This is a genomic window from Phormidium pseudopriestleyi FRX01 (genome assembly GCF_017313335.1).
Taxonomy (GTDB): domain Bacteria; phylum Cyanobacteriota; class Cyanobacteriia; order Cyanobacteriales; family Laspinemataceae; genus Laspinema; species Laspinema pseudopriestleyi.
In genome coordinates this window covers 1-14,095 of record NZ_JAFLQW010000330.1, presented here as the reverse complement: position 1 = coordinate 14,095, position 14,095 = coordinate 1, and the positions used below count along the sequence as shown (strand labels likewise).

The 14,095-nt window shown below is 46.5% G+C and carries 14 protein-coding genes and 1 pseudogene; 7 read left to right on the top strand and 8 right to left on the bottom strand.

The annotated features are described in order from the left end of the window. Both J0895_RS12390 and J0895_RS12385 read left to right on the top strand, forming a co-directional pair. A partial coding sequence (locus tag J0895_RS12390) for a CHAT domain-containing protein (protein ID WP_207088399.1) occupies nt 1–1,770 on the top strand: 1,770 nt, incomplete at its 5' end. Nucleotides 1,771–2,100: 330 nt separating this feature from the next. Next, nucleotides 2,101–3,009 (top strand): hypothetical protein, encoded by a 909-nt coding sequence (locus J0895_RS12385; RefSeq protein ID WP_207088398.1) that lies wholly within the window; start codon nt 2,101–2,103, stop codon nt 3,007–3,009. A gap of 185 nt (nt 3,010–3,194) precedes the next feature. Here J0895_RS12385 and J0895_RS12380 read toward each other — a convergent pair whose 3' ends face one another. Both J0895_RS12380 and J0895_RS12375 read right to left on the bottom strand, forming a co-directional pair. After that, on the bottom strand, nt 3,195–3,764 hold the full coding sequence (locus J0895_RS12380) for a DUF981 domain-containing protein (protein WP_207088397.1): 570 nt from the start codon (nt 3,762–3,764) through the stop codon (nt 3,195–3,197). A 147-nt stretch (nt 3,765–3,911) separates the two neighbouring features. Further along, complete coding sequence (locus J0895_RS12375; RefSeq protein WP_242541245.1) at nt 3,912–4,520, bottom strand: cytochrome b/b6 domain-containing protein; 609 nt, start codon at nt 4,518–4,520, stop codon at nt 3,912–3,914. A 301-nt stretch (nt 4,521–4,821) separates the two neighbouring features. On the opposite strand from J0895_RS12375, the gene J0895_RS12370 reads away from it, so the two are divergent. The 3 genes from J0895_RS12370 (at nt 4,822) to J0895_RS12360 (ending at nt 7,488) form a co-directional block, all read left to right on the top strand. Beyond that, nucleotides 4,822–5,397, top strand: a complete 576-nt coding sequence (locus J0895_RS12370) for a manganese efflux pump MntP (protein ID WP_207088396.1) — start codon at nt 4,822–4,824, stop codon at nt 5,395–5,397. Between the two features lie 65 nt (nt 5,398–5,462). Further along, complete coding sequence (locus tag J0895_RS12365) at nt 5,463–6,647, top strand: pyridoxal phosphate-dependent aminotransferase (protein WP_207088395.1); 1,185 nt, start codon at nt 5,463–5,465, stop codon at nt 6,645–6,647. Between the two features lie 43 nt (nt 6,648–6,690). Then, on the top strand, nt 6,691–7,488 hold the full coding sequence (locus J0895_RS12360; protein ID WP_207088394.1) for a glucosamine-6-phosphate deaminase: 798 nt from the start codon (nt 6,691–6,693) through the stop codon (nt 7,486–7,488). Nucleotides 7,489–7,605: 117 nt separating this feature from the next. Here J0895_RS12360 and J0895_RS12355 read toward each other — a convergent pair whose 3' ends face one another. Together J0895_RS12355 and J0895_RS12350 are read right to left on the bottom strand one after the other, a co-directional pair. Continuing rightward, nucleotides 7,606–8,517: an SGNH/GDSL hydrolase family protein gene (locus J0895_RS12355; protein ID WP_207088393.1), complete on the bottom strand. Its 912-nt coding sequence runs from the start codon at nt 8,515–8,517 to the stop codon at nt 7,606–7,608. A gap of 571 nt (nt 8,518–9,088) precedes the next feature. Beyond that, nucleotides 9,089–9,541, bottom strand: a complete 453-nt coding sequence (locus J0895_RS12350) for a peroxiredoxin (RefSeq protein WP_207088392.1) — start codon at nt 9,539–9,541, stop codon at nt 9,089–9,091. 196 nt (nt 9,542–9,737) lie between these two features. Between J0895_RS12350 and J0895_RS12345 the strand changes: the two genes are divergently transcribed. Continuing rightward, on the top strand, nt 9,738–10,325 hold the full coding sequence (locus J0895_RS12345) for a tetratricopeptide repeat protein (protein WP_207088391.1): 588 nt from the start codon (nt 9,738–9,740) through the stop codon (nt 10,323–10,325). Nucleotides 10,326–10,347: 22 nt separating this feature from the next. Here the strand turns inward: J0895_RS12345 and J0895_RS12340 are convergent, their stop codons facing one another. Together J0895_RS12340 and J0895_RS12335 are read right to left on the bottom strand one after the other, a co-directional pair. Further along, nucleotides 10,348–11,235: a metal ABC transporter permease gene (locus J0895_RS12340; protein WP_207088390.1), complete on the bottom strand. Its 888-nt coding sequence runs from the start codon at nt 11,233–11,235 to the stop codon at nt 10,348–10,350. A gap of 408 nt (nt 11,236–11,643) precedes the next feature. Further along, nucleotides 11,644–12,441, bottom strand: coding sequence for a metal ABC transporter ATP-binding protein (locus J0895_RS12335; protein ID WP_207088389.1), 798 nt, complete (start codon nt 12,439–12,441; stop codon nt 11,644–11,646). Nucleotides 12,442–12,536: 95 nt separating this feature from the next. On the opposite strand from J0895_RS12335, the gene J0895_RS12330 reads away from it, so the two are divergent. Beyond that, the gene (locus J0895_RS12330) at nt 12,537–13,517 is read left to right on the top strand and encodes a metal ABC transporter solute-binding protein, Zn/Mn family (protein WP_207088400.1); all 981 of its coding nucleotides are present in this window, start codon (nt 12,537–12,539) and stop codon (nt 13,515–13,517) included. Nucleotides 13,518–13,673: 156 nt separating this feature from the next. Here J0895_RS12330 and J0895_RS25870 read toward each other — a convergent pair whose 3' ends face one another. Both J0895_RS25870 and J0895_RS25865 read right to left on the bottom strand, forming a co-directional pair. Beyond that, complete coding sequence (locus tag J0895_RS25870) at nt 13,674–13,898, bottom strand: hypothetical protein (RefSeq protein ID WP_242541243.1); 225 nt, start codon at nt 13,896–13,898, stop codon at nt 13,674–13,676. Nucleotides 13,899–13,910: 12 nt separating this feature from the next. Beyond that, a pseudogene (locus J0895_RS25865) lies at nt 13,911–14,095 on the bottom strand (hypothetical protein); the annotation flags it as partial.

The window sequence follows — 14,095 nt, the reverse complement described above, 5'->3', positions numbered from 1 at the left end:
GAACTGCCTCCCGAGGAACCGATTGGGGAACTACCTCCCGAGGAACCGATTTCGACACCGACAATCACACCGGGACCCACCGATATACAACCCTTGCCATCAGAAACCCCAGCAACAACGGAAACAGCATCGGAAACCCCAGCAGCAGTAGAACCCACCCCAGAAGCATCCCCAGCAGAGGTATCCCCAGAGGAAACATCCATCCCTGTTGCTGTTGAATCGACAGTTGTAGAAGAAACCAACCCGGTGATTGTCCCCACCATTGAAAATCCGGCGATCGCACCGGCAACTATCGAGACAATTGCGATCGCCTCTGAGGAGATTGTACCCCCTTCCCCAGAAGTAGAACCCACCCTGACAATTCCAGAACCTGTACCGCCTCTGTTGGCAGAAACCCCCCTGCAACTCCCCGGAGAACCGCCCGTGCTCTTGATTCAACAAGGAATTACTGAAACCTTGCGATCGGCGATCGAAAGCAATTTCAGGGAAGGGAATCAAGGACCTGCTTTGGGTAACTTTCGGGAATCCGTTGCCCAAAACATTGATACCGGCATGGCGGCAATGGAACAAGTCTTTACTGACAGTTTTAGTCAGCATAACGGGATTGCGCCAACACAAATGGTTTCCTTAACCCAAGCGCAAACCCTGATGGGGAATATCGAAGCAGAAACCGGAGTGAAACCCGCCTTAATTTATGTGAGGTTTGTCCCCATCAATTTAGAGGGCGATCGGGACCAGGACCAACTGGAAATCCTGATCGTCACCCGAGAGGGACAACCCATTCCCAAACGAATTCCTAACACCAGTCGCGCCGAAATTGAAAAAGTCGCCAATGCCTTTCGCGGAGAAATTACTGCAACGGGAATTCGCCGCAACCGCTATTTACAAAGCGCCCAACAGCTTTATAACTGGATAATTGCCCCCATCGAAGCGGAGTTAAACGCCCAGAATATTCAAAATTTGGCCTTCATTATGGATAGTGGATTGCGAAGTCTTCCCCTAGCGGCCCTCCATGATGGCAATCAATTCCTCGTGGAAAAATACAGCGTGGGACTGATGCCTTCCTTGAGTTTAACCGATACCCGATATGCGGACATTAAAACTCGGGAAGTCTTAGCAATGGGGGCTTCTGAATTTACCGAGTTAGACCCCTTACCCGCAGTTCCCTTAGAAGTAGAAACAATTACCACAAAAGTGCGAAAAGGGCAATCCTTTATCAATGAATTGTTCACCTTAGAAACCCTCAAACGAGAACGAAGAGAACATCAATATTCCATCGTTCATCTAGCAACTCATGGAGAATTTCAACCGGGAAAACTCAGCAATTCCTATATTCAACTCTGGGACCGGAAGCTAAAAATGGATGAAATTCGAGAACTGGGTTTTAACGACCCACCGTTAGAATTACTCGTCCTCTCCGCTTGTCGCACTGCTGTGGGGGATGAACAGGCAGAATTAGGATTTGCCGGGTTAGCAGTCAAAGCAGGCGCTAAAACTGCCCTAGCCAGTTTATGGTATGTTTCTGATGAAGGAACCTTTGGGTTAATGAGTGAATTTTATCACCATTTAAGTCAGGCCCCCATCAAAGCAGAAGCCCTCCGGCAAACCCAAATTGCCATGATTCAAGGCAAGGTCCGAGTCGAGAATGGTATCCTCTATACTGCGAATCAGGAAATCCCCTTACCCGAAGAAATCAGCAATCTATCTCAGTCAAATTTAACTCATCCCTATTATTGGTCCGCCTTCACCCTGATTGGCAGTCCTTGGTAACTCAGGTGGCACAAACAGTCAGTTCAACATCACGACTGAAGTCGTTATCTTAGTTTGTAGTAACGACTGAAGTCGTTATCTTTTGTTTGTAGTAACGACTTCAGTCGTTTCTTCTGGAATCTCTCTGGGGGTTCAAACTCCCGCTGATTTCTGAAATTGGGATAGGGGACCCGGAAACGACTGAAGTCGTTACTACGAAAAGTGGAGAAGGATTGGAATTGGGACATCAAGCTTCAGTTTTCCTTTGCTTTCTCGCCGCCCGCGTATTTCATTGCAATTTCATAATCTCATGATAGGCTAAAAATTATGAACTTTTAAAGGTTGTTTTTGATGAATCGGTTGATTATTGCCGTGGCGATCGCCTCTAGTTTATTTTTCATTCCCGGTTGTTCTACCCCCACCACTGAGGCATCTTTAAATGAATCCTCTGAGGCAGAAGGAATGGGTTCGGATCACCATCAAGGGATGGGAGATGGACATCAGCAGCAGCATCACCCGGATTCTCATTCAGAACATTCTGGGGAGAGTCATGGAGAACCACAGAATGCCACACTCGCAAAACTCACGATTCCCTCGGCGATCGCTGCCAATCAACCCGTTGTTTTAGGGATTGATATTCAAGATAGTAGCGGAAATCCCGTCTCTGAATTTGATATTGTCCATGAAAAAAAGATACACTTGATTGTCGTCAGTGATGATCTGCAATTCTTCTCTCACATCCATCCCATTCAGAATGAAGCGGGACAATTTCAAGTGGAAAATATTTTTCCCAGTGGGGGAAATTATACCCTATTTGCCGATTACAAACCTACGGGGGATGCACAACGAGTTTCGGCGTTAAAAACGACGGTAGTGGGAAATCCATTACTGCCGACAGAGATGACTTTAACGCGATCGCAAACCCTGGGGAACACAGAAGTAGGGTTGATGCTACCCTCGGAGGAAATCACTCCTGGTGAAACCATTACCCTTGCTTTCCATCTTGAAGATGCTCAAACTCAAACAATGGTCACAGATTTGCAGCCTTATTTGGGAGAATTGGGTCATTTAGTGATTGTGAAACAATCGGATTCTCCCACCGAAGCAGATTACATTCATGCTCATCCAATGCCGAATGATGGTCCGGGACATATTGAATTTATGACCCAGTTTCCGGAACCGGGAAACTATAAAATGTGGGGAGAATTTAACCGCAATGGCGAAATTATTGCCGCCGATTTTTGGGTAACGGTTCAGTAATTCAGTCCAAATTTATTCCATCTATGGCGGTTCGGTGGAGTCATGAGGTAGTCTCTTAAGCCCCTCTCCCTCATTGGGAGAGGCCTGTCCTGAGCTTGTCGAAGGGGGTTTGGGGTGGTGGGTCCTCGCACTACCATAAGAACCGCTATATTCGGGGACAAAGCACTGCCTTGTCCCTAATTTTTTCATCTCATGGTAGGCGGGACCCAATCCGTATAGTCAGCTAGATGTCCCCAATAGGAAAGATAACCAGTAATCGCCCAAATTAGTCCAGCGATAGCAATCGCAACTGCCCCGACAATCCGCAAAGTTGGGTTATTTCTCAGATAAAGTGATGGAGTAGATAAAACCCCACCTAGTCCGGAAATAATAAAGCCAATTCCCGACATCCAAGGTCTCCTAGTCATCTCTAAATTAATAATTCGCACCCCGACAACAATCGAGGCTAAACCGGCAAAAAAGGCATAAATAGTGACTGTAATTAAATCCCAATCCGCAGCTAAGGCGACTGCCGCGCCCATAAAGACAATTCCAAACAACACGGACATTTCTCCAAAGGCTACATTAAAACTGCCTCGAATCGGCCAAGTCCAAATCATGTGTAATCCCGTCACTAAGGCGATTGCGCCAGTCATTCCAAAGCCAGGAATCCAGCGTTTTTGGCGGATATTATCTAATCCTTCATAAATATAGTAAGCCAGCAAAAAATGACCGGCTACTAAGTTAATTAGCATTAAGCTAATGTAATTAATCATGATAACCCTCTCTGATTTCTATTTAGAGTGGCAAGGTTTGATTGTACCCTAAAAAAGGGAAATCTGGGTCATGAAGGGTTCAGAAACAGCAGAAAAACAGCACCCCCCATTCTGCATCAACTGATTTTTGACGAGAACCCAGTCTCGTTACCAACGGGGATGGCGCAACCAATTTTGAATTTTCTGGGGCCAAATTTTAGGACTTTCCGAGGCTCGATAGTCCCTTTGAATCATCGATTGCCATAGGGGTATTCCGCCCACTTTCGCACTCAATAATAGATGGAAAGCGAGGGATAATCCTATCAATATCCATGCAGTCAAATGTAGGAAATACGCCGGTTGATTCATCTGTCCTTGGGGTAGCCAGTTTTCTTCTTGAAACTTACCAGAAACTACTCCTAATCCCGCTGCTAATAACATGACGGTATTGGCAATCCGATGTAAGGCATACCACCAACTCGGTTGACCGACATTGCGGAGTTTTGAAATAGAATTTTTGGCCACTAACCGTTTTCGTCCAACTCGCACACTATAAATGGCAAATCCGATAAAAACAAAGAACAATAAAAAGCCAAATGTGCCATGAATATCAATTAAGTTGCGGTTGGCTTCGGATAAGCCCAACCGACCCCAGCGCCCATCCCAGCTATCATAAACCAAAAACCCAGTGATGAAGGCAGCCAGGACTAAAATAGCATTCAGACCATGCAATAATCGCAGTAACAAGGGTTGATAAGGAATGGAACGAATCCGCATACTCAGATTTTTGTTAAAGAATTCCCCAATTTTACCACAATTCGTTCTAACTTGGGCGCAGAATCTGCTGACCCCATTGCTCAAACCCGAGGATAATCATTGGAATAACTCCGTCTATAGGGGGGAGTGACTGGAAAATTCAAAAATGATTCAATAATGAAAACTTTTCGGAATTCATCGAATAAATTGGAAAAATTTGAACGAATTTTTCATTTTTGTTTCATTATATTGAACCTTGTCAAACTGACTGAAAGATGATAAGATTAAATGACTAGATTAGACCTTTGCTTGGGGAAAAGCAGTGAGCTTTATCACGACACTCTTAATATCTTTAGGGTTGGCAATGGATGCCTTCGCCGTGGCGATCGGCAGTGGAATTGCCTTGAAAAAAGTCAAGGTGCAAGATGCAGTCCTCGTTGCCACATTTTTTGGGGGATTTCAGCTATTTATGCCTCTAATCGGGTGGATTGCGGGATTGGGCATCCGCGAGGCCATTTCCAGTGTGGATCATTGGATTGCCTTTTTACTTCTGGGATTTATCGGCGGTAAAATGATTCATGAATCTATCTATGAAGAGGAGGGAGTGGAGGAAGGAAAAGCGGCTAATCCCCGCAATTTATATATTTTATTAGGATTAGCCGTTGCCACGAGTATTGATGCCTTAGCCGTGGGCTTGAGTATTTCCCTGTTACAAAATTCCATCGTAGAATTAGCCATAGTGATTGGGATTGTCACCTTTGTTTTATCCTTTGCAGGGGTTTATATCGGGAATCGAGTGGGTAACTTTTGTGAGAAGCAAGTCACGATTCTCGGGGGCCTAATTTTAATCGGCATCGGAGTCAAAATCTTACTGGAAAATTTAATCTTTCCTGGGTAGAAAATCGCCCCTCTCATCCCCCATTTCTTGTATGCTAGAAAACAATGATATGGAGGATAAATCTAATGAACCCGATACTTTCTCGCATGGAGGGAGTGCAATCCCCGATTATTCCACAGATTGGGGAACTGATTCGCGCTTATCCCGGGACTCTTTCTTTAGGACAAGGGGTGGTGTATTATCCCCCACCGCCTGCGGCATTTGAACGCATTACCGAATGTTTGGCGGATCCCAATAATCATAAGTATCAGGCGGTGGAAGGAATTCCGGCGTTACAGGAGGCGATCGCCACCAAACTGCAAGCAGAAAATGGCATTCCCATCAACGATGACAGCCAAATCATCGTCACTGCCGGGGGAAATATGGCGTTTATGAATGCGATTCTGGCGATTACCTCTCCGGGGGATGAAATTATTATCCAAACTCCTTATTATTTCAATCATGAAATGGCGATCGCCATTGCTGGATGTCAGGCAGTTTGTGTGGCAACCGATGAAAACTATCAACTCCGTCTCGATGCGATCGCTGAGGCAATTACGGACAAAACCCGTGCAATTGTCACCATTTCTCCCAACAATCCCACAGGTGCCGTCTATTCAGAAACCGCCTTACGCCAAGTCAATCAACTCTGTGGCGATCGCGGCATTTATCATATCAGTGATGAAGCCTACGAATATTTTACTTACGATGGCGCAACCCATTTTTCACCGGGTTCTATTCCCAATAGCCATTCTCACACCATTTCTCTGTTTAGTCTCTCCAAAGCCTACGGATTTGCGGGGTGGAGAATTGGCTATATGGTCATTCCCAAAACCCTAATTACCTCCGTTAAAAAAATCCAAGATACTATCTTAATTTGTCCCCCAGTTATGTCCCAGTATGTCGCATTAGGTGCATTAGAAGTCGGGAAAAACTATTGCTTAGAACATCTACCCATCATCTCCGAAATGCGCGACTTATGTCTGAAACGCTTCTCAGATTTACCCGAATTTTGTACAGTCCCGGAAGCAAAAGGTGCTTTTTACTTCTTGGTCAAACTGGAAAGCGAACTCTCCCCAATGGAAGCGGCTAAACTGCTCATTAAAAAGTTTCGGATTGCCACGATCCCTGGTACAACCTTTGGGATTGAAAGCGGGTGTTTCCTGCGGGTTTCATACGCTGGGTTGGACCGCGAAACGGCACTTAAAGGCATCAATCGCTTATTTCGCGGATTAGGGACGATGTACAAAACTCCCCATTCCCATATGTGAAAATAGGAGAGTTTCGTTTACAAGTCTCCTACCCCTAAAAATTATGGCTGATCCATCGAATTCTTCCAACTTAACCCCTCCCCTGAAAGTCTTTTCGGTGGATGCATTAGCAGTCCGTCTGTTTGCCACCGAAGCAGAGATGGCGCTGGATGCTGCCGTTGCCGCTAGTGATATCTTAGAGAGGGCGATCGCCCAACGGGGGGAGGCGCGGGTACTCCTAGCAACGGGTCATTCCCAAATCGAATTTCTGGAGGCAGCGATCGCCTTAAATCGGGTGGATTGGTCCAGAATTGTCTTCTTTCATTTAGATGAATATCTGGGAATTGCAGCGAATCATCCCGCTAGTTTTCGGAGTTACTTGCGCGATCGCGTGGAAAATCAGGTCCATCCTGCTGCCTTTCATTACATCAATGGAGATGCGATCGAACCTCTGAAAGAATGCGATCGCTATAGCCAACTCCTGTTAGAAAAACCCATTGATTTATGCTGCTTGGGAGTGGGAGAAAATGGTCACTTAGCCTTTAACGAACCGGGAATAGCTGATTTTAACGACCCCTACCCCATTAAACTGGTAAAATTAGCCCCCGCCACCCATCAGCAACTGGTGAACCAAGGACAGTTTCCCACTTTAGAATCCGTGCCCAAATATGCCTTTACCCTCACCATTCCCCAGCTTTGTGCCGCCCAAAACATCATCTGCCTCGCACCTTCCCGGCGCAAAACCCAGATTGTTCAGCAGATGTTATCGCATCCGATTACACCAGAAATTCCCGCTACCATTTTGCGATCGCAATCCCACGCCACCTTATTTTTAGACCGGGATTCTGCCGGAGAAGCTTAACCCCATGACGGTGGTACTTGGAGTTTTACTCAGGGGTTAGAAACCGGGTTTCTTGACAACAATTCTGCTACTTAGCAACAATCTATGAGAGAAACCCGGTTTCTGGTCCTTGGAGTCTTACTCAGGAGATGGATTCGGACCAATATAGGCAGGCATCCGGGATTTAATCCGTTTCTCCACCGTAGGAACTCCGGATCTTTCCTTGACCGAACTCACATCTGGACCGATCGCCGCTTCGCTGTTTTCTAATAGCTGAAAAGCATAGACTCCGAGTTTTTCATGGGCAAAAGTGGTGGGATGAATATCATCCCAAAATAGATATTCATTGGGATTTTGGCAAATTATCCCCCTTTGTTGATTCAGACAAGGTTCGGTGACGTTTCTAAACCCAAAATCCGCCGGTTTGTCCAACACTCGATTATAAATTTCATTAACATTCAATGGAACAATTTCCACCTCAGAACCCAGACGGCTACTCAATTGTTGCAGAGACTCAGCTAATCCCTGATTATGCAGCCGAATTAATTCATTTAACTGGACCGAACTCTGACGATTTCTGGTTTCCGGCAAAGTCCCTAAATCCGGCAGATTCGGCACGAGAAAATTTTGTGCACCCATTGCAGCAAGAGTGGCGATCGCCTCAGAAACATTCGACACAGGTTGATTGGGATTACTCTCTTGATTCCCTAGGTAATCGTTCGATCCCGCCCACACAATATAAAGGGCATTCGGGTCTGCTAAATCTTGGTTTTGTTGGAAGCGATTCACCTGATCCAACAGCCCTCGCAAGGGGGTTTCATTCCGATTCATTTCCCCAGTTGTCGCCCCCCCGAATGCAAAATTGGTATCCGGATTAAACGGAATATTTAACTGTTCGGCCAGATATTCTACCCACACTGGACCATTAGAAAACCGCCCCTCAAAGTATAAGGAACTCGGGGGAATTTGCGCTTGGGACTGTTGAAACAACTGCCCTGTATCGGAGAGACTGTCACCAAAAACATATATCTCGCTAAAGTTTGCTGCCATAACAGGACCTGGAATTAGAAAAGAAAAAAGGATGGCTGCATTCGCTAAAATCCGTTGTCGCATGGTAATTTTCAGAGGGTCTCCTGGGGGTTGTAACCGGGGATTGAAAGAGTCGCTATCTGGACTCCCTCCTTTCAATTCTCTGGAGGAAGAAAAAATGGTCCGGAATAACTCTATCTTGTCAGGTTCTTGGCCCGTTTGCCCTCTCTCGGCAGTGGGATATTTCCCTGGGATATGGCCGGTTATTTCAGCAGTTAGGCATAATAATTTTGGGGGTAGTTTTGAAAAAAATCCTTCTTTTGGATAGGTGACAGAATTTTAATTTTGTGTTATAATTAAGCAAAGTATAATCTTAGACTAATTGCAGGGCAAAACTTCCGCAATATTTAATATTAAACCGTAAATGTAGGGTCGATTCGCGAATCGACCCTACATTTAGGTAATGAGTCAGTCTCGCCGCGAAAACGAGCTAAACTCATCAATTAAAATTTGATATCCCCTAAACAGAGTAGGGGAAATTCATGTACTGCCCCTACTTTCAGGTGACCTCCCCAAAGTTGCGTTATCTAGGTTAAATTTCTTTGAGAGTTTTGAGAGATTCCTCAACATGACCCTCAAAATTCATCATGGAATTAAAGATATGGCGGACAACGCCCTCTTTATCAATCACATAAGTGACGCGACCCGGGAGGAGTCCCAAGGCTGAGGGGACCCCATAAAGCTTGCGAAGGGCTTTATCGCGATCGCTTAATAGGGTAAAGGGCAGACTGTATTTACTGGCGAATTTTTTGTGAGAATCTGCTGAATCGCTGCTGACCCCGATCACCTCCGCCCCCGCTTGTTTGAACTGTTCATAACTATCCCGAAAGGCGCAAGATTCCTTCGTGCATCCGGGAGTGTCATCTTTTGGATAAAAATAGAGTACGACACTAGATTTCCCTCGAAAATCGCTGATTTTGACGGTTTCTCCGGTTTGAGATGGCAAATTAAAATCTGGTGCGGTATCTCCGATTTGTACGCTCATAATCCCTAGTCCTGGGTTTTTTCTCTGCAAAATGTTAACTTTTGTAATGTTACCGCAATTTGTCCCCGCAATGGTAGCCCTCCCCGGTGAAGAAATTAGAGAAAGGCTTGATTTAGCCATCAGACTAGGCACTCCCTTAAATGCTGAGTGCTGGTTCAGTCATCATCTACACAAGATTAGAAAAAATTAATCAATCATGATTCGACATTTTCTCGCCTTTGGACTAGCGGGTTTCGTCATTGTAACTGCGATGCCCAGCGTCTCCCGTGCCACTGAGGCTCCCGTGAGTCAGAGCAATTTTCCAGCCGATTTAAAACAGGCAGAAGCTTACAATAACCAGGGATATGATTTGGCTAGTCAGGGAAAATTCATCGAAGCGGTGGCAGCATTTGAACAAGCGATCGCCCTCTATCCCTCTTATGATACAGCATACAATAACCTAGGGATTACTTATGCCCAAATGGGAAATTTCTCAGCAGCCATAAGTGCCTTTGAGCAAGCGATCACCCTGAATTCTAGCAATGTGGAATACTACAATAATCTCGGCAGTGCCTTGGGTTCGTTGGGGAGAATCGCGGAAGCGACTAACGTTTTGACCGAGGCGATCGCCCGCTATCCCAACGAACCCGATAGCCATTTTAATTTAGCCATTGCCTTCTTAAATCAAAATCAATTTTCCGAAGCCATTGCCTCCTTAAAAACCGCCCGAGACTTATACAAAATCCGCAATAACTTCAGAGCAGTCCAACAAATCAATCAAATTTTACAAGACTTAGAACCATAACCCCCAACCCGGATAGTTTCCTCTAGCGAAACAATTCTTTGAGTTCCTGCCAAAATGGAGAAGTCTCCCCTTTTGCCCGAGGATTAGTCAAAATTCCATGACTCGGACTCAACAGCAAGGCTAACAGGAAAAACCCCGAAACCACTAACACAATCGCTGGTCCAGATGGGATATTTTGATAAAAACTCAAATACATTCCCGAGACACTTGAAACAATGCCAATTAGCGCGCCGACAATCATCACCTGATGCAGGCGAGGAACTAATAAATAGGCCGTGGCACCGGGGGCAATCAGCAGGGACAAAACCAGCACTACCCCCACCGCTTTCATACTGGCGACGACAGTCAGGGCAATTAAGACCATTAACCCAAAATTGAGCAAATTCACGGGAAGTCCCGCTGCTTGAGCGCCCAAGGGGTCAAAGGTGTAAAACAAGAGTTCTTTGTACAGTAAAAAAACCACCGCGAGGGTTAAAATAGCAATCAGCGCGGTGGTGTTTACATCTTCTGTAGTGACGGCAAGAATGTTGCCGAATAAAAAATGATTGAGGTCAATTTTTTGGTCTTTTTGAATCAGGGTAATTAAGGTAATGCCCAGGGCAAAAAAGGAGGATAAAACAATTCCCATTGCGGCATCTTCTTTGATGGGCGATCGCGTTCTAATCCAGGCGATTACCACGGTACTTAAGACCCCAGCAAGAAAGGCCCCCACAAAAATATTCGCCCCAATCGCGTATGCGATCGCCAATCCGGGGAGGACCGAATGCCCGATCGCATCTCCTAATAAGGCAAGACGTTGGACCATTAAATAACTGCCAACCACGGCACAAATCAAGCCCACTAAAATCGCTACGATGAGCGATCGCTGCATAAAACTATATTGGAGAGGTTCAATTAATCCGTCTAACATGGCAGGGTAAGTTATACAGAATGTAGAGGGTGACTGGGAAAAAATGGACCTCTCCCCCCCCTTACAAGAGTAGGGTTTTTACGTTTATGGTGATTTGCCTTACTCTGAAGTGCTCCTCCGGTCCCCTCCCCTTGCTAAGGTCCGGGTTAGGGTGGGGTTCTCCTGACGTGGCGATCGCCTGAGTTACGCACTCTTTCGGGTTTAAGCGCCTGTATGAAGCCGGGTGCCAACCTCTTTCTTCTTGACGTGGCTTTGCCACGTCAAGAAGACCCCACCCTAACCCTCCCCTTGCTAAGGTCCGGGGACCGGAAACGTAAAAAATCTACTCTTGTAAGGGCCGGGGGGGTTAGGTTCTCTTCCTCCCCCCTTCCCTCGTAGGGAAGGGGGGCCGGGGGGGGGTTAGGTTCTTTACGCAGCCCGATCGCTAAAAAATTGAACCTGTCCTTGATAGGCGCGATACATATTCTCTGATCGCAGCACTTGTTGTCGGCCACCACAGGCAATTAATTCCCGATTTAAGAGGATTAAATCATCAAAATGGGTAATCGATTCCCCGAGGTCATGATTCACCACAATCACAATGTTTCCTGCTTCGGCGAGTTCGTGAAAAATCTCAAAGAGGACTGCTTCGGTTTTTTGGTCGATGCCGACAAATGGCTCATCGAAACAGAAAATTTCTGCTTGTTGGGCGAGCGATCGCGCTAAAAACACGCGCTGCTGTTGTCCCCCGGATAAATCCCCAATTTTGCGGTGGCGGTAGTCACTCATGCCGACTCGCGCTAAGGCATCAGAGGCAATCTGACGACTGACGGTACTATAGCGCCGAAACCAGCCGGTTTTCTTGGCGCGTCCCATCATCACTACATCCCAGACGGTGGCGGGATAGGTCCAGTCAATTAGCGATCGCTGAGGGACATAAGCGATGCGATCGCGTTGTTCCATCAGGGGTTTCCCGTCATAGAAGACCCTACCCCTGAGGATGGGGATTAAACCTAACATGGCTTTGATTAAGGTACTTTTGCCCGCGCCATTGGGTCCAATAATCCCAGTGAGGCGTCCACTGTTAATCACCGCGTTGACATCGGTGAGGGCCTGGACCTGGCGATAATTGACCCCCAGATGACTGACACCGATGGCTTGATCTGACGAAGTTTGAGGCTGATTTGTCCAGGAACTGTCCGCGTTGAATGGGTTAGGTCTTTTCATATCGGGTTTTAAAATTTAGCTTGTAATTCCAGCATAGTGTAAATGTGAATCAAATATGAGATAAATATGAAAGAAAAATGAAAAAAGCTAAAAAAATGAGAGCGATCGCTGACTATCCGAGAAAACAATCCCGATTGAAACTGGCCACTGGACTGATTTTGGGGTTCTGGCTGAGTAGCTGTACTAACCCTGGGGTGAATCGGGCGGTGGAGAGTTCGGGGAATCAGCCTCAAGTGGTCTCTACCAGTAACATTATCGCCGACTTAACCGAGTCCATTGCGACGGAAGATATGCAACTCACGAGCATTTTGACCCCTGGAGTCGATCCCCATGTTTATGAACCCGTCCCCGCCGATTCCATTGCCTTGGAGAATGCGGATTTGATTCTCTATAACGGCTATAACCTAGAACCGGGACTGATTAATTTGATGAATGCTGCGGGAGTGAATGCCAAGAAAGTAGCAGTGGGGGAAGTGGTCCCGCCGTTGCAGATGGAGAAGGATGCCGCTATAGCACCGGATCCTCATGTTTGGGGGAATGTCATGAATGCGATCGCAATGGTAAACGCGATTCGGGATGCCTTAAGCGAACTCTCCCCAGAAAATGCCGCAGCAATCGGGGAAAATGCCGCAAACTATACCGCCACCTTGGAACAACTCCACCGCTGGATTGCGGCGCAAATTGCCACAATTCCCCCGGAAAACCGTGGCTTAGTCACCACCCATGATGCCTTCCAATACTATGCTCAAGGCTATGGGTTAGAGATTGCTGGCACGTTAATCGGCATCAGTACGGAGGAACAACCCAGCGCCCAAACTGTGACGCGGTTGGTGGAAGAAATTAAACGAATACAGGTTCCGGCTATTTTTGCGGAAACTACGATTAATCCGCAACTGATCCGGACTGTAGCAGAGGAAGCCCAGGTGAAGTTAGCCCCGCAGAAACTCTATTCCGATTCCATTGGTGCGCCCGGTAGCGAGGGAGATTCTTATATTAAGATGATGGTCTCGAATACTCGTGCTGTGGTAGAAGCATTGGGCGGAACTTATACCCCGTTTGTGGTGAGTGAGAATTAGAGGGGGGATGTGGGGAATGGGTTCACACCCGCGCCGGGGTAGAGAAAAATTGCCCGCGTTGAATCGGCAATTTTTCTTTACCGATTCTTTATTTTTTCTTGCTAAGTTGGCGCTATTCAACTGGGAGGCAGAAGAAAGGCGGTGGGTTCAGGCTTTTTAGGCCACAGATTTTTGGGCTTTGGCATTCAAGCGCAGATTGCCGTTACCATCAATGCTGAAATCCACTCCGGGAATTAAGCCTTTGTGAATTAAGCGTTGATAGAGGTTGAACCGGAGATTGCTTTGGATTTGAGTCATGATATCGGCGGGAATCAGATGGGCGATCGCCCAAACTACTGAGTCCCAGTCCAACCAGAGCAACCGTTCGATACTGACAATCATCACCCCGGATAACTATTCTAGGGTCATCCGGGTACGCATATCAGCGATCGGATCTTTCCCGATCGCGATATGTCGGGTCATGATCACCCGAGTCATTTTGGTGGTTTCTCGTTCTAGTTCTAGGAGGTTCATCTCGGGATTCCTTTGCTGATAGTAGGGAGTTGCACAGCAGATTTTTGACGCCCCAGGGGCGATCG